General features: G+C 43.4%; 19 protein-coding genes. 10 read left to right on the forward strand and 9 right to left on the reverse strand.

Annotated elements, in window-relative coordinates:
• Window positions 1–766: 766 nt before the first annotated feature.
• Together FTV12_RS11315 and tyrS are read right to left on the reverse strand one after the other, a co-directional pair.
• Window positions 767–1,057: a hypothetical protein gene (locus FTV12_RS11315; protein WP_180034064.1), complete on the reverse strand. Its 291-nt coding sequence runs from the start codon at window positions 1,055–1,057 to the stop codon at window positions 767–769.
• Window positions 1,058–1,554: 497 nt separating this feature from the next.
• Window positions 1,555–2,787: a tyrosine--tRNA ligase gene (gene tyrS, locus FTV12_RS11320; RefSeq protein WP_180034065.1), complete on the reverse strand. Its 1,233-nt coding sequence runs from the start codon at window positions 2,785–2,787 to the stop codon at window positions 1,555–1,557.
• 63 nt (window positions 2,788–2,850) lie between these two features.
• Here tyrS and FTV12_RS11325 point away from each other — a divergent pair, with 63 nt between their 5' ends.
• Window positions 2,851–3,978, forward strand: a complete 1,128-nt coding sequence (locus tag FTV12_RS11325) for an anhydro-N-acetylmuramic acid kinase (RefSeq protein WP_180034066.1) — start codon at window positions 2,851–2,853, stop codon at window positions 3,976–3,978.
• Window positions 3,979–4,080: 102 nt separating this feature from the next.
• Here FTV12_RS11325 and FTV12_RS11330 read toward each other — a convergent pair whose 3' ends face one another.
• The 3 genes from FTV12_RS11330 to purE all read right to left on the reverse strand — a co-directional run bounded on the left by FTV12_RS11330 (window position 4,081) and on the right by purE (window position 7,757).
• Window positions 4,081–5,376, reverse strand: coding sequence for a lytic murein transglycosylase (locus tag FTV12_RS11330; RefSeq protein ID WP_218949144.1), 1,296 nt, complete (start codon window positions 5,374–5,376; stop codon window positions 4,081–4,083).
• 718 nt (window positions 5,377–6,094) lie between these two features.
• On the reverse strand, window positions 6,095–7,216 hold the full coding sequence (locus FTV12_RS11335; protein ID WP_180034067.1) for a 5-(carboxyamino)imidazole ribonucleotide synthase: 1,122 nt from the start codon (window positions 7,214–7,216) through the stop codon (window positions 6,095–6,097).
• A gap of 28 nt (window positions 7,217–7,244) precedes the next feature.
• Window positions 7,245–7,757 carry a 5-(carboxyamino)imidazole ribonucleotide mutase gene (gene purE / locus FTV12_RS11340; RefSeq protein ID WP_180034068.1) on the reverse strand — a complete coding sequence of 171 codons (513 nt, stop codon included), beginning with the start codon at window positions 7,755–7,757 and terminating at the stop codon, window positions 7,245–7,247.
• Between the two features lie 288 nt (window positions 7,758–8,045).
• Between purE and FTV12_RS11345 the strand changes: the two genes are divergently transcribed.
• On the forward strand, window positions 8,046–9,326 hold the full coding sequence (locus tag FTV12_RS11345; protein WP_180034069.1) for a DUF2254 domain-containing protein: 1,281 nt from the start codon (window positions 8,046–8,048) through the stop codon (window positions 9,324–9,326).
• 3 nt (window positions 9,327–9,329) lie between these two features.
• Here the strand turns inward: FTV12_RS11345 and FTV12_RS11350 are convergent, their stop codons facing one another.
• Entirely contained in the window at window positions 9,330–9,668 is a 339-nt protein-coding gene (locus FTV12_RS11350; protein ID WP_180034070.1) for a DMT family protein, read from the reverse strand.
• A 254-nt stretch (window positions 9,669–9,922) separates the two neighbouring features.
• On the opposite strand from FTV12_RS11350, the gene mpl reads away from it, so the two are divergent.
• Window positions 9,923–11,287: a UDP-N-acetylmuramate:L-alanyl-gamma-D-glutamyl-meso-diaminopimelate ligase gene (gene mpl, locus FTV12_RS11355; protein WP_180034071.1), complete on the forward strand. Its 1,365-nt coding sequence runs from the start codon at window positions 9,923–9,925 to the stop codon at window positions 11,285–11,287.
• Between the two features lie 346 nt (window positions 11,288–11,633).
• Entirely contained in the window at window positions 11,634–12,716 is a 1,083-nt protein-coding gene (locus FTV12_RS11360; RefSeq protein ID WP_180034072.1) for a zinc-dependent alcohol dehydrogenase family protein, read from the forward strand.
• A gap of 57 nt (window positions 12,717–12,773) precedes the next feature.
• Here FTV12_RS11360 and FTV12_RS11365 read toward each other — a convergent pair whose 3' ends face one another.
• Window positions 12,774–13,244, reverse strand: coding sequence for a BLUF domain-containing protein (locus FTV12_RS11365; protein WP_180034073.1), 471 nt, complete (start codon window positions 13,242–13,244; stop codon window positions 12,774–12,776).
• 202 nt (window positions 13,245–13,446) lie between these two features.
• On the opposite strand from FTV12_RS11365, the gene FTV12_RS11370 reads away from it, so the two are divergent.
• Complete coding sequence (locus FTV12_RS11370; RefSeq protein ID WP_180034074.1) at window positions 13,447–13,800, forward strand: hypothetical protein; 354 nt, start codon at window positions 13,447–13,449, stop codon at window positions 13,798–13,800.
• Here the strand turns inward: FTV12_RS11370 and FTV12_RS11375 are convergent.
• Window positions 13,793–14,080, reverse strand: a complete 288-nt coding sequence (locus FTV12_RS11375) for a GNAT family N-acetyltransferase (RefSeq protein ID WP_004780333.1) — start codon at window positions 14,078–14,080, stop codon at window positions 13,793–13,795. The two genes, FTV12_RS11370 and FTV12_RS11375, sit on opposite strands and share 8 nt — an antisense overlap.
• A gap of 292 nt (window positions 14,081–14,372) precedes the next feature.
• Between FTV12_RS11375 and FTV12_RS11380 the strand changes: the two genes are divergently transcribed.
• The 5 genes from FTV12_RS11380 to FTV12_RS11400 all read left to right on the forward strand — a co-directional run bounded on the left by FTV12_RS11380 (window position 14,373) and on the right by FTV12_RS11400 (window position 19,554).
• Entirely contained in the window at window positions 14,373–15,566 is a 1,194-nt protein-coding gene (locus tag FTV12_RS11380; RefSeq protein ID WP_180034080.1) for a sugar transporter, read from the forward strand.
• A gap of 331 nt (window positions 15,567–15,897) precedes the next feature.
• On the forward strand, window positions 15,898–16,863 hold the full coding sequence (locus FTV12_RS11385) for a TerC family protein (protein ID WP_180034081.1): 966 nt from the start codon (window positions 15,898–15,900) through the stop codon (window positions 16,861–16,863).
• A gap of 199 nt (window positions 16,864–17,062) precedes the next feature.
• Complete coding sequence (guaD, locus tag FTV12_RS11390; RefSeq protein WP_180034075.1) at window positions 17,063–18,382, forward strand: guanine deaminase; 1,320 nt, start codon at window positions 17,063–17,065, stop codon at window positions 18,380–18,382.
• 211 nt (window positions 18,383–18,593) lie between these two features.
• Window positions 18,594–19,121: a hypoxanthine phosphoribosyltransferase gene (gene hpt, locus FTV12_RS11395; RefSeq protein WP_004780337.1), complete on the forward strand. Its 528-nt coding sequence runs from the start codon at window positions 18,594–18,596 to the stop codon at window positions 19,119–19,121.
• Between the two features lie 175 nt (window positions 19,122–19,296).
• The gene (locus FTV12_RS11400) at window positions 19,297–19,554 is read left to right on the forward strand and encodes a GlsB/YeaQ/YmgE family stress response membrane protein (RefSeq protein WP_034171345.1); all 258 of its coding nucleotides are present in this window, start codon (window positions 19,297–19,299) and stop codon (window positions 19,552–19,554) included.
• A gap of 78 nt (window positions 19,555–19,632) precedes the next feature.
• Here the strand turns inward: FTV12_RS11400 and FTV12_RS11405 are convergent, their stop codons facing one another.
• On the reverse strand, window positions 19,633–20,331 hold the full coding sequence (locus tag FTV12_RS11405) for a DsbC family protein (protein ID WP_159124456.1): 699 nt from the start codon (window positions 20,329–20,331) through the stop codon (window positions 19,633–19,635).
• Window positions 20,332–20,437 lie beyond the last annotated feature (106 nt).

The raw sequence follows: 20,437 nt of genomic DNA on the forward strand, positions 1-20,437 counted from the left end.
CAGCGTTCAATCTGAGCCATGATCAAACTCTTCAGTTAAAATCATTTCGAGTTTTATAAGTAAAACTCTTAAACTTGGCTCATCAATTTTCTGACTTAAATTTCGCTCAAATAAACTTCGAGTAATTCAAACCAATCAATCAATGAAAATAATTTCGATCAATCAACCAGTAAAAATCCACACAAGTTGTTCTTCATAATCTCTTAATGATCTTTCTAACATCTCGTCAATGTCAGAAGCTGAACTTCGATAAACTTAACAACTCAACGCTTCGCCTTTCGTTCGTTTCCGTCTATCTCGTCGGTATGGGTGCATTCTAGAGGATTTCAGAATCATTGCAACCCCCAATTCACTATATTTTTCACGTATGTATCTTTTTTCTACGAATTTCGTTAAAAAATCGCTTTTTTATCTAAATTTTGAGCGTTTTTCTTCAATAAAAGCTATATTCATTGCAATTCAATTTAAAACAGTAAAATTTATTAAGACCTGATAACTATCAAAAAACTGTGATTTTTAAATAAGACCGTACAATTTAAGGGCTGTATCCAGAATTTTCCGAAACTCTCTTATATCAGGTTACATATTTTGCTGTTTTCTATCCGACTTATATAGAGCTTTTTGTAAGATCAAAATCTTTGCTGTATACAGATTTTTCTTAACACTCGGTTTTAAAGAACAAAAATAAGGATATGATCTTTCTAGGTTTCAGATCATCCGGAAATCTTACTTAAGCGCAGAAGAATAAGCAGAAGATTAAAATCGATTAAGCCACATTTGAGTATTTATCTTTTATCCAGTGCTGCATCACTTCCTCAATCACTTCTTTCTTACCACTATAGTCTTCAGCAGCAAACAATAATTTGGCCCGACGTGGCAGGCGTTCTTTGACTAATGAAAAGAGTAAATAGTGGGAGGCAAGATCTAATTGCTGAAATAAGACCTGTACCTGATCAAAAGATTTTTGTTTTCGCTCAGCAGACTCATATTCGAAGAGAAAACGCAAAATGAAATCGATGTCTTCATCAAACATCTGTTCAGTCTGGTATTGATACACCTTATTTACCTTTCTTTTTATAGATGGATTGAGATTCAAAGATGATTCATTTACCTCACCATGGATTTAACCTTAATCCAAGCTGATTCATCCATCTTTGTTTTGAATTTATTGAAGATTGAACATATAGCCAGACAACACCAATAAAAAAGGAAGAGATCTCTCCCAAAATCTCTTCCTTAGAATTGAATCCTTACCCGATCCATTACGTCATTATTATAGTTATTCACATTATATTAACTTGTCTCTTTACTTAGAGACCTGATCAATTATGGAGTTGTCTGTTATTGATCATTACCCTCTAGATATGCTTTTCACGGAATCTCTAGACGAATAAATCTTATACACAAAAAACCTGAAATGCAAGCCAAATGGCAAAATTTAAATGTTGTTTTTATAAGGTTTTTTTTAATTTCTATATTTATATAATTCATATACAACTTAAAAAATAAAAGCAGGCCGAAGCCTGCTTTTATTTCAATAACTTAGAACCAGCCTTAGTCAACGAAGGTCACTTTTGCAATTGCTTTTTTGCTGGCCTGAATAATTAAAGTTACGTTCTCTTTCACAGAAAAAGACGCATCAACTAGTTTCCAGTCCACTTTTACAGTGCCGCGACCTAAGGCATCTTTAGCTTGAGCAGCATTTTTGGTTAAGCCAGCTTCACGTAAAATTGAAGTAATGAATATCTCACCACCAAATTCGCCACGTGAAATGGTCACTTCTGGCGTACCTTCAGGCAGTTCACCTTCAGTAATGATATTACCTGCACCTTTATGGGCATGAGCGGCAGCTTCAGCACCGTGGAAACGGTCTACTAATTCTAGCGCAAGGATACGTTTTACTTCTTGCGGGTTACGACCTTCTTCGATTTCTTTCAGCAAGCCTTGAATTTCTTCTATAGATTTGAAGCTGAGCAGATCGAAATAACGCTCAATCAATGAATCCGGCATAGAGAGGACTTTCTGATACATCGCGCCCGGTGCATCAAATACACCAATATAGTTGCCTAAAGATTTAGACATCTTGTTCACGCCATCCAGACCTTCAAGAATTGGCACAGTAATACACACCTGTGCTTCCTGGTTATAACGGCCTTGCAGGGTACGACCCATCAACAGGTTAAAGGTCTGGTCTGTACCCCCTAACTCCACGTCAGCTTCTAAAGCGATTGAGTCATAACCTTGAACCAATGGATATAAGAATTCATGAATCGCAATCGGTTGCTGGTTGTTATAACGCTTGGTGAAGTCATCACGCTCTAACATACGTGCAACTGTTTGTTGTGATGCCAATTGAATCAGGTCAGCTGCAGTTTTTTGTGCAAACCATTCCGAGTTAAACACGACTTTGGTTTTGTCTGGATCAAGAATTTTAAATACTTGTTCCTGATAGGTTTTTGCATTTTCCAACACCTGCTCACGTGACAATGGCGGGCGGGTTGCGCTCTTACCCGTTGGATCACCGATCATTGCAGTGTAGTCACCAATCAGGAAGTACACTTCATGACCCAAGTCTTGGAATACTTTTAATTTATTGATTAAAACTGTATGACCTAGGTGCAGATCCGGTGCAGTTGGGTCAAAACCCGCTTTAATTTTTAAAGGACGATTCTGCTTTAATTTCTTCAGAAGGTCTTCTTCGGAAATAATTTCGTGGGTGCCTCGTTGGATGAGGGCAAGTTGTTCTTCAGCCGGCAGGAAATTTGACATCACAAAATCCAAATACATCAGTTATTCAATTTGTGCGATATACTAACACTTTTTCAGCACATTGCAGGCTTAAGAATAATCATGACAGCGATCTATATTGGGGTAATGACCGGCACAAGCATGGATGGTGTCGATATTGTTGCTGCTTCTTTTGATCCACTTCAGCTTCATGCTACCCTCACCTTGCCTTTTGATCCCGATCTTCGTGATGAACTGATGGCACTGACTTTGCCAGATGACAATGAAATCGACCGCATGGGCAAAGCTGATGTCGCACTGGCACAGATGATTGGTCATGGCATCAATACGCTGATTGAAGAAAATAATTTAAACAAATCGCAAATCAAGGCAATTGGATCGCATGGTCAGACCATCCGGCATCGTCCTGAACATGGCTTTACCCTGCAAATTGGTGATCCAAATATCATTACTGAAATCACCCAGATTCCGGTCATTTCCGATTTCCGTCGTCGCGATCTGGCTGCTGGCGGCCAAGGTGCACCTTTAGTCCCCGCTTTCCATCAAGATATTTTCCAGCATGAGAGTATTCACCGTGTGATTCTGAACCTGGGCGGCATTGCCAATGTGAGTATTCTGCCGGCAGGTCAATCGGATCAGGTCTATGGCTTTGATACAGGCCCTGCCAATATTCTGATGGATGCCTGGTGTCAGCGTTATACCGGCCAGCCTTTTGATGAAAATGGTAACTGGGCAGCTTATGGCACGCCAATCCGTAGCTTATTAGACCGTTTACAGGAACATGAGTTCTTCTCAAAAGAGCCACCTAAAAGTACCGGCCGCGAAGACTTTAATCTGGAATGGCTGGATGAACAGATTGCTGATTGGCGCAATGATCTTCAATATGATGAACTTGAAGATACACCAGAGAATGTGCAAGCTACCTTAATGAAGCTCACGACCCGTGCGATTAAAAAAGCCATTTACCGTTCCGGTTTGGATACCGGTGAAATTTATGTTTGTGGTGGTGGTGCCTATAATTCACATTTATTGGAACAGTTACGCTGGCGTTTGCGTAAACATCATTGGAGCGTACAAACCACAGCCGACCTTGGCTTAAATCCGACTTGGGTGGAAGGCACGGCTTTTGCCTGGCTGGCGATGCGTTTTATGAATCAACTCAGCGGCAATCTGCCGGCTGTGACAGGCGCATCCGGTTATCGCGTTCTAGGTACGATTACCTCTGTATAAAAGCAGTTTTAAGCTCACTATATATAGTTATAAAAAAGGTCTGCATATTTGCAGACCTTTTTTATGATGAAGAACCATATTTAGATCATGTCTAAATTCTTCCTAACGCATCATTAGTTTGGCATTTTCATTTCTAAATGCACGCAGGATTTGCTGTCCTGCCCGACCGGTCGGGCTTAAACCCAGACGGCTTTGTTCCTGACGAATCGCCTGACGAGTTTTATCCCCAATCAGACCATCTACCTCACCAATATCATAGCCACGGTTTAACAGGAATTGCTGGATCTCGCGACGTTCCGCACGTGACGTGCCTGGATCATCGGTTGGCCAAGCTGCCCGAATGCTTCCCTTACCTTGTAAGCGGTCAGATAAATGTGCAATCGCTAAAGCATAACTTTCTGCTGCGTTATAGCTGTAAATAGCATCAAAGTTTTTAAAGACTAAAAATACCGGTCCATTTTCGCCTGCAGGTGCCAATAAGCCAGCCTGAGAAGATTCTGATAAATTGCCCTGTAATAGCGGAGTACCGTCAGCACGCACCACACCACGGTTCATCCAGCTACTCAGTGATTTTTTATTTCGTCGGCCTTCGCCTGCAACAGACATACCTTGTGGAATTTTTACTTCAAAGCCCCAGGGTTGGCCAGTCTGCCAGCCACGGTTTTTCAGGAAATTAGCTGTAGAAGCCAGTGCATCAGGAATACTGCCGACTAAATCACGACGACCATCCCCATCAAAATCAACCGCCAGCTCATCATAAGTCGATGGCATAAACTGAGTATGACCAAAAGCCCCCGCCCATGAACCTTTTAATTGGTTTTCATAGACATCACCCCGTTGCAGCAATTTCATGGTGGTAAAGAACTCACCACGGAAATAACTTTGACGACGACCTTCACAACTCAAAGTACCTAAGGCCTGTAATAAAGGATATTTTCCGGAAATATCTCCAAAATTACTTTCTACACCCCATACGGCTACGATCGTTTCTGCCGGCACTCCATAGGCTGCGCTAATCCGGTTTAATACCTCACGATGTTGCTGCAGTTTCTGTCGACCCAGCTGCACACGCTCTTCATCCACCAGTCCGGACAGATAATCCCAGATCGGAGTCGAAAACTCAGGCTGATAATTCAGCTTTTCAATCACAGAATAATCGGGTGTTAAATTTTGCGTATAACGATCGTAGGTTGAACCACTTACGCCTTGTGCAATCGCCTGACTGCGCAAATTGGCAAGACAATTCTGAAAATTATTTTGGGACGCATAATTGACGGGGCTGCTCGGAACAGAGGATATATCCGTTGATGTCACACGCTGACCATTAATAATCAGTTCTGCCTGTGCCTGTGTAGCAGCTAAAACCAAAGAACCAACAAAAAGTGCAAGCCGTTGCATAAGACCCTTAAATATTTAGATTTTGAATTATGTTTCTACCTTAGCAGCTCATGACGAAAATTAAAGCGCCAATGCGTAAATTTAAATTCATAATTCCTACACTTTTGAATTCATTTTGTAGCTTTTAAATTTAAAAACTTATCCACAAGTCCATTTTAAATTCAAATCAGGCTCATTTTTTAAATTTAAATTCAAAACTTAGGAAATTACTTTTGAATTTAAAAATTTATTATGGATAACTTGTCTTTAGATTAGGACTGCTCAATCAGCCAAAGGCTTCTGGTATATAGTATTTCTATTTTAAATTCATTTTTATTAGAAGTAACTATATTTAAATTCAGAACTTTGAATTCATTGATCAGCTTTTAAATTTGAATTCATATTTTTGAATTTAAATTTAAGCAGCGAAGTTTAAATTCAAAGTTCATTTTTAAATTTGAATTTATTTTTATGAATTTAAATTCAAAATCTATTTCCAGTTTTAAATTCAAACTCAATATTAAGTTTATCCACAAGTGAATAACCCAGAATTCAGCCCAAAATAGCAGCGAATTAAATTATTATATTTATACTCAATTGATCAGTTTATAAGCAATTGATTTTAAAAATGATCCGACCAATGGCAGGGGATTTTTAAAGAGGCGCAATCATGCCTGAATCTGGACAAATAAAAAAGCGATCACCGAAGTGATCGCTTTTTTTATCAGCAGCTTAAAGCTTAGATGGTCATATCTTCGCTCAATGCCAATGGATTCGGTAAAATCTTCGCCAGTTGACGGCATAAAGTGGTCAGCTGAGCGCTGTCTGTGGGCATCAAAGTGATGTGACCAATCTTGCGACCTTCACGTTCTGTTTTATTGTACAGATGCAGGTGTGCGCCTTCTAAAGTCAGGACATCTTCAGATTTGGGATGCTGACCGATAATGTTCACCATCACGGTTGGACGCACCACTTCAGTTGAACCCAGTGGCAGACCTGCGACCGCACGAATATGGTTTTCAAACTGCGAGCAGACAGCGCCTTCAATCGACCAGTGACCTGAGTTATGCACACGTGGTGCCATTTCATTTGCATACAGGCCTTTGTCTGTCACAAACAGCTCAAGGGTCAAGACACCCACATAATTCAAGTGATTGAGCAGGCGAGTGATGTAATCCTGCGCGACTGGCTGCAGATCCGCACTATTGGGTGCCGGAACGATGGAATGCGACAGGATGCCGTTATGGTGATGATTTTCAGCCAATGGCCAGGTTTTGACCTCACCATTTTGACCACGTACCGCAATGGTGGATACTTCACGAGAGAAAGTCACAAAACTTTCTGCAATCAGTTCACCAGCAGGGCCGAGTTCCGTCCACGCCTGATCAATTTGATCGACTGAACGTAAAACAAACTGACCTTTACCATCGTAACCACCACGAGAGGTTTTCAGCACGATCGGCAAGCCAAGCTCAGCCACGGCCACCTGCAAGCTTTCCAGTGAAGTCACCGCTTTATACGGTGCAACCGGAATTTCCAGTTCATCAAATAGGGCTTTTTCAGACAGACGATGCTGTGCAATAGCTAATGCCTGACGTGGCGGATGCAGATCTTTGTTTTGCGTTAAAACGTCTACATCAGCCAGCGGCGTATTTTCAAACTCTAGGCTGAAGACATCTGCGCTATTGATAAAGTCCTGCAAGCCATTTACAGCTTTGGTTGAAAAAACCGGACCCAAAGCCGCAGAAGGGCAGTCCGTATTGGCTTCAAAGAACGTACATTGAATATTTAGAGGTAGTGCGGCTTGTGCCATCATCCGGCCTAGCTGGCCGCCACCAAAAATACCGATGGTTTTATCCATTGTGTTTGATCCCGTATTAAGCTTGGACTTACATTTGACCTGGAATATTGTTACTTGCGACTTTCTCGGTTTGTGCCGCACGGAAATCTGCGACATTTTTCGCAATCTCTGGACGCGTTAAACCCAGAATCTGGGCAGCCATAATGGCAGCATTGGTGGCACCGGCCGGACCAATTGCCAAGGTACCTACCGCAATTCCGGCCGGCATTTGTACAATCGACAGCAGTGAATCGACGCCATTTAAAATAGAAGATTTAACCGGCACACCCAGCACTGGAAGATCTGTCTTGGCTGCACACATGCCCGGTAAATGGGCAGCGCCACCCGCACCGGCAATAATCACCTGAATACCACGATCACGCGCAGTTTCGGCATATTCGAATAAACGGTCTGGGGTACGGTGCGCAGAAACCACTTCCGCTTCAAATGGGACACCAAGCTGCTTGAGCATATTGGCAGTGTGTTCGAGAGTTGCCCAATCAGATTGAGAACCCATAATAATTCCAACGAGAGGAGCGTCTTGTGCTGCGGCCGCATTCATTGCTAATGTTCCAGAGACTAAGTGAAAAAAGATAAATCTCGACGAGAGCCAAGCTTTAATGAATAAGCTCCGTATTATAGACTGAAAAACCGGCTGGCTAAAGTTCGGCGCAAGAATAAAGATTAAAATTATCTGTTTGTAAAACTGAAGAAAATACAATGATGGCAATAGGCCAAAAATACAAAAAGAGGACATACAGCGGTAAAAAAAACGCTATAACTATCAAGATAAAGCTTTTTGTAATGAATAACTTAAGATTAGATTAAAGATATTTTCAGGGCAGTTTCCATGTGGTTCAAACTTAAAATCTGGCTACAAAACCCTTCAGAAAACTTATGGCTGATGCCGGCGCTGGGTGCCATCTTTGCGACATTTTTTTCATTATTTGCCATCGCCAGCCAGTATTTTATTCCGGCCAGTACGGTACCGAATATCAGCATCGACACCTTGGGCAGCTTGCTGGATATTATTGCCTCCAGCATGCTGGCAGTGACGACCTTCTCATTGTCGATTATGGTGGCAGCTTTTGCTTCGGCTTCAAGCAGCGGCACACCACGTGCCTATAGCTTGATGATGAGCGATGACAACACCCGGCTGGCCATTTCCAGTTTTATTTCCGCTTTTATTTATGCAGTGATTGCCAAAATTGCCCTGGGGCTGGAGTACTACGGTCCATCCGGACGTTTTGTGCTGTTTATCAGTACCATTCTGGTGCTGATGTACCTGATTTATACCCTGATTCACTGGGTACAAACCCTGTCCAAACTCGGCAATTTAACCACCACCATCGACAAGATTGAAACTGCGGCCAAAAAGGCCTTGGGCCAGTTCCGGCATCAACCGGATTTGGGGGCAACAGGGCATAAGCCTGCCTTTGCGCCCAGCTTTTGCGTCTATAGCAGCACAACCGGTTATTTTAACCATGTCGATCTGGCCGGACTGGAGCAGATTGCCGCGCAGCAGCAACTGCATTTACATCTGCCATCTATGCCGGGCAAATTTTTAGATCCGATGACTGCGCTGGTCGAAGTCTATAGCCCGCAGGCGCTGTCCGAAGAACAGCAACAGCAGATCCACAATCAGATTCTGCAGCATCTGATTATTGAAACCAATCGCAGTTTTCTGCAGGACCCGCGTTTTTGTCTGCTGGTGATGAGTGAGGTCGGGCAAAAAGCCATGTCGAGTGCAATTAATGATGTCGGTTCTGGCATTAGCGCACTGAATGCGCTGACCCGGATTCTGATTGACAGTCGCCCGGACCCGGAGGCGACGCGCTGTGACTGTCCGCATCTCAGTATTGAGTGCTTTGATCTGCAAGACCTGATTTATGGCAGCTTTATGCCGCTGGCCCGCGATTCTGCCCAGAATCTGGAGTTAAATCAGCGCCTGCTGAAATGCCTGTCGATGATTGAGCAGAATGTGCCGGAACCGGAACTCAGACAGGCGGCCACGCAGATGGCAATGCAAGTGCTACAACGCTGTTTACATCACTTTGATTTCGCACCAGAACGGGCGCTGATTCAAGCAGATTTCGCCGCACTTTTTCCACATCTGCCACAGCCTGAATAAGACTTAACTGCTGCGAAAAACGAAGTAAACACAACCAAGCAGGCACAGACCGGCCCAAAGATAATCCATTTTAAACGGCTGCTTGAACAGATACAGCATAAACGGCACAAAGACCAGCAGGGTCACCACTTCCTGGGTAATTTTCATTTGCCCAAGTGACCAGCCATGCTGGGCCAGCAAGCGCGTGGCCGGAATCATAAAGGCGTATTCGAGCAGGGCAATCATCCAGCCAAACAAAATGGCCTGCCACAGCGGTGCGCCATGCAAAAATTTCAGATGTCCATACCAGGCCAAAGTCATAAAACAGTTGGAAATAATTAACAGCAGTAAAGGGAAGGACATAGGCGGCAGCATCCAGAAAACATCAGCCTATTGTACGGTTTCAGGCTAAAAAAGCAGTGTGGCCATGTGGATTTTTTTCACGGTTAGCATCCACCTGGAAAATGCCTAATTTTTTCGGATTCCAGTCAACGAATCCCTACAAGAATGACTATCTTTTCCGAAACAGCCTTGCTATCGTTGCTGACAATTCAATACATCATGACCAGGCCATCAACAAGAATGGTACGGTCTTACACGCAGTGGAGTAACAGCGGATGCATCTGCATATTTTGGGTATTTGTGGCACTTTTATGGGCTCTCTGGCCTTGTTGGCGCGTGACCTGGGTCATACCGTGACCGGTTCCGACCAAAATGTTTATCCGCCGATGTCGACCCAACTGGAAAATGCAGGCATTACCTTAATGCAGGGCTATGACCGCAGCCATTTACAGCCGCATCCGGACTTGGTGATTGTCGGTAATGCCATGAAACGTGGTATTGATGCGGTGGAATATATGCTCAATGCCGGTCTACCATATGTTTCAGGTCCACAATTCCTGGCCGATCATGTGCTGCAAGGCAAGCATGTTCTGGGCGTGGCCGGCACCCATGGTAAAACCACCACCACCACCATGCTGGCCTGGGTGCTGGATCAGGCCGGTCTGGAACCGGGCTTTTTGATTGGCGGTGTTCCGCTTGGCTTTAAAGAAAGCGCGCGTTTAGGTGGTGGCAAATACTTCTGTGTTGAAGCCGATGAATACGATTCTGCTTTCTTCGACAAGCGCTCCAAGTTCGTGCATTACCATCCGAAAACTGCCATTTTAAATAACCTTGAATTTGACCATGCCGATATCTTTGATGATCTGGCGGCAATCCAGAAACAGTTCCACCATTTAGTGCGTACCATTCCAAGTGAAGGCCGTATTATTGCGCCAATTACTGAAACGAATATTGATGAAGTGCTAGAGCAGGGCTGCTGGACACCTGTGGTTCGTACTTCATTAGATGCCAATGAAAAATCTGAGCTTTATGCTGAACAGCTTTCAGAAGATGGTTCTCACTTCAAGGTGCTGCAACACGGTATCGTGAAAGGCGAAGTGAAATGGAATATGACGGGTCAGCATAGTGTAGCCAATGCACTGGCAACGATTGCTGCTGCTGAACATGTCGGTGTCTCTATTGAAACGGCTTGTGAAGCACTTTCAAACTTTGGCGGTGTTAAGCGCCGTATGGAACTGTTAGGCACAGTCCGTGGTATCGAGGTTTATGATGATTTCGCGCACCATCCGACGGCGATTGATACGACCTTAGAAGGCGCGCGTAAACGTCTGGGTGAACGCAAACTCTGGGCGATTATTGAACCACGTTCCAATACCATGCGCATGGGCAGCCATAAAGATGGTTTGGCACATTCCGCGCGTCTGGCGGATGAAGTGATCTGGTATCAACCTGAAGGTCTGGACTGGGATCTGCAACCGGTAATTGACGCTGCACCGAATAAAGCTGTAGTTGCACGTACCCTGGATGAGATTATCCAAACCGTGGTGGCTGAAGCAGGTGAGGGCGATGCGGTGGTAATCATGTCCAATGGTGGTTTTGGCAGTCTGCATCAAAAACTGATTAGTGCCTTAAAAGCTTAAAAATTTATATAAAAAAGCCCGTAATAGCGGGCTTTTTTATTTTAAAAATTAAATTCGCTTTCTATCTTTTTTAAGAAAATTAAACTTCATTCAAGTTCAAATCAACTTTCTTATTTCACTATTAAAACAGCTAAAATTTATCTTTCTTCTTTTCATTATCTTTTGTTGCAATCTGAACATAAGACCCATTGCAGTCTTTGAGTGCTCTAGGCACAATCAATAAGAACAACAGCATTTCCATTCTCTTTCATTCTCCACCCTCCTGATTATTTTCCAAGGTACAAAGTCAGCAAAAAAATAACTTTATCTCTCTTGTTCAGACCCTCATTCCCTTAGGAGATCTGTCATGACAACAATGAAAGCCATGGTGTATTACGGCACCAATGATATTCGTTTTGAAGAACGTCCTATTCCCCAAATTCTGCAACCTACTGATGCCATTATCAAACTTAGCAAAGTCACCATTTGTGGTACCGACCTCGGGATCTGGAAAGGTAAAAACCCCGAAATTGAAGAGGTCGCAAAAGAAAAAACCGGCAGCTTTAATGGCCGGATTCTCGGTCATGAAGGTATTGGTATTGTGGAAAAAGTTGGTTCTGCAGTTCAAAACTTTAAAAAAGGTGATCGGGTGATTATTTCCTGTGTCAGCCGCTGCGGCACCTGCGAAAACTGTCAGAAACAGCTATATGCCCATTGTAGAAACGAGGGTGGCTGGATCATGGGCTATATGATTGACGGCACTCATGCCGAATATGTCCGAACCCCATTTGCCGATACTTCTCTCTATCACCTACCAGAAGGTCTGAATGAAGATGTTGCGGTCTTTCTTTCAGATATTTTACCGACCTCACATGAAATTGGTGTGCAATATGGTCAGGTCAAACCGGGAGACAATGTGGCGATTGTCGGTGCCGGCCCAATCGGCATGAGTGCCTTGCTCACTGCTCAGTTTTATTCTCCAGCCAATATCATCATGGTCGATGTCGATGATAACCGGCTGGAATTTGCCAAAACTGTCGGTGCCACCCATACCGTGAATTCAGCCAATGAGGATGCTATTCAACGTGTACTGGACCTCACTGATGGAAGAGGAGTGGACTGTGCCATTGAAGCGGTGGGCCTGGAAGCCACCTGGAATATTTGCCAGCATATTGTGAAAGAAGGCGGCCATCTGGCCAATGTTGGTGTACATGGTAAATCCGTCAATTTTGAACTGAATAAACTCTGGATTAAAAACCTGACCATCACCACTGGCCTGGTCAATACCAATACCACCGGGATGCTGCTCAAAACCTGCTGCTCCGGCAAACTGCCACTGGAAAAACTGGCCACCCATCACTTCAAGTTTGCTGAATTTGAAAAGGCCTATGATGTGTTTAAACATGCCTCTGACGAAAAGGCTTTAAAGGTCATGATTGAAATGACTTAGATCATCATTGGCAACAAAAAAGTCCGCTATGCGGACTTTTTTATTTTTTAGCATCAATTAAAAATAGGGAATATAACCACGCTGTTTATAACCTTGAGGAGAAGCAAGATTGGCCTGATTTTCATCCAGACGATAGAGCAGTTCCAGGAATGCCCCCAGCTGTTCCTGTTGCAGTGCATGAGGTTCAAACTGACCTAAACCGAAACGTGAAAATAAAGAAGAAATTTCACTGTGTTTATGGACATATTTCATTGACCATTCCGAGAAATGTGGACGTTCTACCGTTGCATCCTGAAAGCGAAGCACCTGATGATGGCGTGGATCACGGCAAATACTCTGAAACAGATTTTCTACCACCTCTGCCTCACCTTCCAGACATTGAAAAAACTTACCGTGGGAATAATATAAAACCCCGTTAATCTGATGAGCTTTATTAAATTTTCTCGCTACAGATAATATATCGCTAAGATCCTGTAATAACTCTTGTTCAGATTCTATCCGTTCACTGGCGTAGCAAAGCTGTAGCATAAGGTCATCTCACTGAAGAAAGAATTAAAAGCATAATTTAATCAATTATTTTAATTTAAGTCGATCATTTTTTAAGCAAATATCCGTTTTTGCTTACATTGTTTTAGGTTTGCTTTTCCAAAGAAAACTTCTAACAATTACCTCCTGAGAGGAAATCAATGATTTCAGATATATAGCGATAATGATGAAGGAGTGAAACCTGATGTTAAAAGATCTGATTTTCACTGTAGCGTTGTTGTGTATATGTTTTATGCTTTTGATTATGCTGAATGAGATGGCCTTGACGACCGAGACCAACATTCTGCTCAGTTCAGTTTTTGTAGGCTGGACGCTTTTACAGTTTGTTCGCCGTCGTATGTTTTTTTATATCAGTGTAAGCCTGACGATGGGAATACTTATGCTGTTAGGTAAATATGAAGAAGTGTTATGGAACAGCATAGGCCTGATGGCAGGTTATGGCGTATATAACCTGCTGCAGCGTATTTCTGTACCTGCACTTAAGGGCAAATTACAACATATCTCTATTTTGGATAAGTTTAATTCAATTGCTAAATAGCAGCTGCAACATCCTGTAGGCTGCGATCACGTTTAAACATGACATCTACATAGGAACACTGGGGAATAATTTTTAAACTATTCTTGCGGGCAAAATCGACCAGCACATCCAGCATTTTGCGTGCTACACCTTGACCGCGTAAGGAATTATCTACCCAGGTATGATCAGCCACGATGGTCGATGCTTCTTGCCACTGATATGTAATTTCAGCAAGACGTCGACCATCTTCCTCCATAAAAAATACACCGCCGCGTTTTGAATCTTGATGTTGAATGTCCATACTGAAGGCTGATCCCTTGATAAAATTATTGGTTTATTTAATTTAAAACATCTTCCTCAAGAAATAATATGAATTATTGTTAAGTTTTTAATATTAGATTAAATTTTTTATTTTCTTTCATCATTTCCTGTGAATTTTTTCAAATATTGATAACTTTTTATTTCTCTATTTTGCCTGATTGAGGGTGATGCAGTTTGAGTCATCGCATGTCACCCCAAAAATTTAATTTTAACTACTCCCTAATTCAGAAAGACAGGATTAGAATGCAGCATCTTTTTGCATGCAACTTCGTATGTCTGACTCATCTTCCGCTTCTTCCGTCACCAAGCAATGGATTGGTGTCATCGCTTTAGCCTGCGCGGCTTTTATTTTTAACACTACTGAATTTATTCCTGTGGCCTTACTGAGTGGAATCGGGCAAAGCTTTGCCATGTCCGCCACTCAGGCCGGCATCATGCTGACCATTTATGCCTGGATCGTGGCCCTACTATCTCTTCCGATCATGCTGCTCACTAAAGCCATAGAACGGCGTTTTCTACTGATGCTGGTCTTTGCGGTCTTTATTTTAAGTCATGTGCTGTCCTATTTTGCCTGGAGTTTTAGCACGCTGGTGATCAGCCGGATAGGGATTGCCATTGCGCATGCCTTGTTCTGGTCGATTACCGCATCACTCGCAGTCCGAGTTGCGCCGAAAGGTAAAGAGTTTCAGGCACTCGGTTTATTGGCCACCGGAACGGCGATGGCAATGGTGCTCGGTATTCCATTTGGCCGGATGATTGGTGAGGCATATGGCTGGCGTAACAGTTTTGCCCTGATTGCATGTCTCGCATTGATCATTTGCCTGATTCTGGCCAAAACCTTGCCATTGCTTCCAAGTGTCAATTCAGGCTCCATCAGCAGCTTAAAAAGCCTGATCAAACGTCCAAGCTTAATGCTGGTCTTTGCTCTCACCATTCTGGTGATTACGGCGCAATTTACCGCTTATAGTTATATTGAACCATTTTCCCTGAATATTGCCCGCTTTGATTCAGCCCAGACCACGACTTTACTCTTGGTCTATGGCGGAGCAGGATTCTTGGGTTCTTATCTGTTTGGCCGCTTTGCCGCACAGTTTCCGAAAATGACTATTCCTGCTTTTACTTTTGGACTGGTTATTTCCATGCTGCTGTTATTGCCCTTGTCGAGCACAGTCACAGGCCTCTCTGGCTTATCTCTGCTGTGGGGTTTGAGCATCATTGGTTTCAGCTTGGCTCTACAATCCAAAACCCTGAACCTAGCTGCAGATGCCACAGATGTTGCCATGGCCATTTATTCAGGCCTGTATAACGTCGGGATTGGCGGAGGAGCTTTGCTTGGCAGTATGGTCACGCTTCAGATCGGGCTATCGAGCATTGGCTGGGTAGGCGCAGGGCTGGCGATCCTTGGATTTCTGCTTAGTCTTTATTTGGTTCAGCGTTTGGACTTTTTGCCCAAAGCCGCTGATTAAACGCTGCTTTTTGTAAAATAATTTGTGATTATGCATAAAATCTGTCATGCTCATCTGATATTGAGCAATTGCTCAAACAGAATTGAGTTTGAACAAGGGGAGTAGCCTCCTCCAAACGTTTAAAAATGAAATTTCAGTTTTTAAACGTGTCAGAATATCGTCATTACACTTTGCAAAAAGTCGGTATCTGAGCATCTTGAAATGCCACTGGATCTCCTCCAGTAGAGCACAAAGATGTAGGCAAGACCTTGATCATGTTGTTATAGATGTTTTTCATCTGGCAGCTGGTCAAGGTTTTTTTATGGCCAGTCGTCCGATGTGGAGAATTCCCATGGAAACAATTGGTACACCCTGGCTGTATCTGGCTTTTTTCATTATCGTTGCAGTGATGCTGGTCATCGATTTTATCGGCTTTAAGCATCAGCACGGACAGCCCACCAAAGTCCGTACTGCCGCCTACTGGAGTATTGCCTGGGTCAGTGTAGCGACCCTATTTGGCGGTGCATTATGGCTGTATCTGGAACAGACTTCAGGGGCTGCTCTGGCAAACCAGAAGGTGATGGAATACTTTGCCGGTTATTTGCTGGAAAAATCTCTGGCAATTGATAATGTCTTTGTCTGGCTGATGATCTTTGCTGCCTTTGCTATTCCTCCTGCACTGCAACGCCAGCTGCTGCTCTATGGCGTTTTGGGTGCCATTATTCTGCGGACCATCTTTATTTTTATTGGCGCATGGTTCGTACAGGAGTTCTCGTGGATTCTGTATATCTTCGGTGCTTTTCTGGTTTATACCGGTTTTAAATTCCTGCGCGGCCAAGGAGAAGAGCATACCGATATTGAAGATATGGCAGTTCTGAAATGGCTACGCAAACATATCCGGATTACGCCGCAAATGCGTGGCAATAAATTTTTTGTGCATCAGAACGGTGTCCTGTGGGCAACGCCATTATTTCTGGTGCTGATTCTGGTGGAAGCTTCTGATGTGATCTTTGCGGTAGACTCGATCCCAGCCATTTTCGCTGTCACCACCGATCCCTTTATTGTTTTAACAGCGAACCTGATGGCGATTTTAGGCCTGCGTGCAATGTTCTTCCTGCTCTCAGGTGCAGCCTCAAAAATGCATTATCTGCCTTATGGCCTAGGTTTGATTCTGGTCTTTATCGGCTTTAAGATGCTGATGCTGGATGTATTCCATATGCCGATCTGGATTTCACTGAGCTTTATTGTGATTGTCTTGACGGTGACTGCGATTTTGTCGATTCGTCATAGCAAGAAACATAACGAAACTACGCTGTAAAGCTAATCATAAAAAAAGCCTGCTGATGCAGGCTTTTTTATTTGTCTATAAGCTCAGCTGTATACGCACGCTCTGTTGAAATTATTCGTGATTGTCTGATCTCATAAAAAATACGCATGGTTAAATATGAATGTTCATATAAACATGCTAATTTTTTCAGCTACAATCAATCGAAAAAATCAAAAAGCGCAGGTTTTAAATGTCTTCTATCATTGCAACGACGGCAATACGCGGTCGCTTCCTGGATATCAAGAATACGGTTGCCCAAGCGCGTGAAATTCACGACCAAGTGCGATATGTAGAAGATGGCTTGCTCATCAGCCAGAATGGTGAGATTCAATGGTTTGGCAGCTGGGAAGAGGGGCAGCAGCATCTGCCTGAAGGAGTGCAGGTAGCTCATTATCCTGAGCAGCTGATCGTGCCAGGTTTTATTGATACCCATATCCATTTCCCGCAAACCGAAATGGTCGGTGCTTATGGGGAACAGCTACTGGAATGGTTAAATACTTATACCTTCCCGACTGAGATCCAGTTTCAGGATCCAGCCTATAGCCAGAAAATTGCACAGTTTTTTATTCAGGAATTGCTGAAGAATGGCACAACCACAGCTTTGGTGTTCTGTACCGTTCATCCGGCTTCGGTAGAAGCACTGTTCGAAGCGGCTACAGCACAGAATATGCGTCTGATTGCCGGTAAAGTGCTGATGGACCGCCATGCACCTGAAGCCCTGACGGATACTGCAGAATCTGCCTATAGCGACTCTAAAGCCCTGATTGAGAAATGGCATGGTAAAGGACGTAATCTTTATGCGATTACGCCACGTTTTGCTCCGACCTCAACGCCTGAACAGCTGGAAAAAGCAGGGCAGTTAAAAGTCGAATATCCAGATGTTTATATCCATACTCATCTCAGTGAAAACAAAAATGAGATTGCCTGGGTAAAAGAACTCTTTCCGGAACGTGAAGGCTATCTGGATGTCTATCATCATTATGGACTGACCGGCGCTAAATCCGTATTTGCGCATTGTGTGCATCTGGAAGAAGGGGAGTGGGATTGCATGCATCAAACCGACTCTGCGATTGCCTTCTGCCCAACCTCAAACCTGTTCCTGGGTAGCGGTTTATTTCCGCTGAAGAAAGCTTGGGATAAAGGCGTGAAAGTCGGCTTGGGTACTGATATCGGGGCAGGAACCTCCTTTAACCAGCTCCAAACCTTAAATGAAGCTTATAAAGTACAACAGCTGCAAGGAGAAAAACTTTCGGCTTTTGAATCGCTATATCATGCGACCTTGGGTGGTGCGAAAGCCTTAAGTCTGGATGACCGCTTGGGGAATTTCAATGCGGGCAAAGAAGCAGACTTTGTGGTGCTGGATCTTAATGCCACCGCTTTACAACAACTGCGTCAGAGCAGAGCCAAAAATATTGAAGACACCTTTTTTGCACTGACCATGCTGGGAGATGACCGTAATATTGCAGCAACTTATGTCTATGGACAGGCTGTCTATGTCAAGGCCCAATAAATCGCGTCAGCGCAGGATCATTTTGGCTGCAATCGTCGCCGTCTGTGCCTTTGCGCTGAAGAGAGATTCACAGCAGCCCGAAAATTGATTACATTTACAGCAAGTAAAACAGGTGCATCTCAAGCAAGGATGTATTAAAATTGCTGCAATTCAGGTGTTGCAGGTCAACACCTTTTTTATTTTGCTATTTTTATTTTTTAGGTATCTACCCATGACCGTTCAAATGAGCGTAATGATTTCCGCTGAAGAAATTCAAGCTAAAGTCAAAGAGCTTGGTGCTAAAATCGATGCACACTATGCCAATAGTGACAAAGAGCTTGTACTTATCGGTTTGTTACGCGGTTCAGTGATTTTCATGGCAGACTTGTGTCGTGCCATTACCAAGCCACATGAACTCGACTTCATGACTGTATCCAGCTACGGCGGCGGTACGATTTCGAGCCGTGATGTCAAAATCCTGAAAGATCTGGACGGTGAAATCCGTGGTAAAGATGTGCTGGTGGTTGAAGATATTATCGACTCAGGTAATACCTTAAGCAAAGTCCTGGAAATCCTGCAAACCCGTCAGCCAAATTCAATTGAACTGTGCACTTTGGTGAGCAAACCTTCACGTCGTGAAATCGAGCTGGAAGTAAAATTCCTGGGCTTTGAAGTCGAAGACAAGTTCATTGTCGGTTATGGCCTGGACTATGATCAAAAATACCGTCATATTCCATTTATTGGTGAAATCGGTCTTTAAGAACCGGTTTAAAAGAAGTGGCTTCGTGCCACTTTTTTTATTTCTTGAATCATTTCAGTAACACAGCAAACAAAAACGCAACAGCCCGTTGCAGGACATGACTTTTTTCAGGGCTTTTCTTGCCGCAAGATAAACCTGATGTAAAAACAAAGACATGATAACAAGGAGTATACTGATGTGGTCAATTATCGTTGCGATTGTGGTGGGTTTTATTGCGGGTCTGGTTGCACGCGCGATTCATCCTGGTGATGACAAGGCTGGATTCATTGTTACGACCCTGCTGGGGATTGCCGGTTCACTGGTTGCGACCTTTGCTGGACGTATGCTGGGCTTGTATTCCCAAGATTCTGCCGCAGGCTTTATTGCCTCAGTGATTGGTGCCGTAGTCATCCTATTTATCTATAATATGGTGACCAAACGTAAACGAATCTAAGCTCTGCTTGGAATAAGTTTCTTTCATAAAAAGAGCACCTAGATAGGTGCTCTTTTTTTATTGAGCATAGTCAGAATTTTACAGGCCGAATTCTTTGAAGCCTTGTTCAATCTGTTCTGCCGGCTGAGCGCCCATGACCTTAAAACCATTCGAGAAAATAATCGCTGGAGTGCCATTTACACCGAGTGATTGTGCCAGCTGTTTATTACGTTCAATTGGATTGCTACAGCTCTTTTTCGATTTAGGCTGTATACCTTGACCAATCAGGTCTTCCCAGGCCTGGGCCGGATTTTTTTCACAATAAACCTGTTTGGACGGCGCAATTGACTGCTGTTTTAAAGGCAGAATGAAGGTATAAATCGTGACATCTTTGAGTTTTTTCAGCTCTACTTCAAGTTGTTTACAATACGGGCAATTTGGGTCAGAAAAGATGGCAAGCTGACGTTTTCCGGTCCCTCTGACTGATTTAATCGCATCCTGAAGCGGTAACTTTTTCCAGTCGACACTGTTTTGTTTGAGTAATAAATCCTGAGTCAGATTATGCTGGTCTTGGATACGAAACATTGAACCGGCTAGGAGATGCTGGGCATCTTCATTCAGATAGACAATCTGCCCCTGCATGGAACCGCTATAGATTCCTTTCATTTCGGTAGGCTGAATATTTTCAATTTTTAGGTTGGGACTGTTTTTTGCCAGATTGGCTTTAACTGTATCCACATTGGCAAAGCTAAGGCCAGGGAAGAGGGTCAAAGCCAGCAGCATATTTCTTATTTGCATGAATGTCCTGCTCAGGTCCAAGTTAAATGTGTTTCGATTTTAGTCTTTTTAAAAAGAAAATTCTGACTATTTTATGTAGCCTGATGTTCAAATCGAACTGATCAAT

The sequence above is a fragment of the Acinetobacter sp. YH12233 genome (assembly GCF_013417725.1).
GTDB lineage: Bacteria > Pseudomonadota > Gammaproteobacteria > Pseudomonadales > Moraxellaceae > Acinetobacter.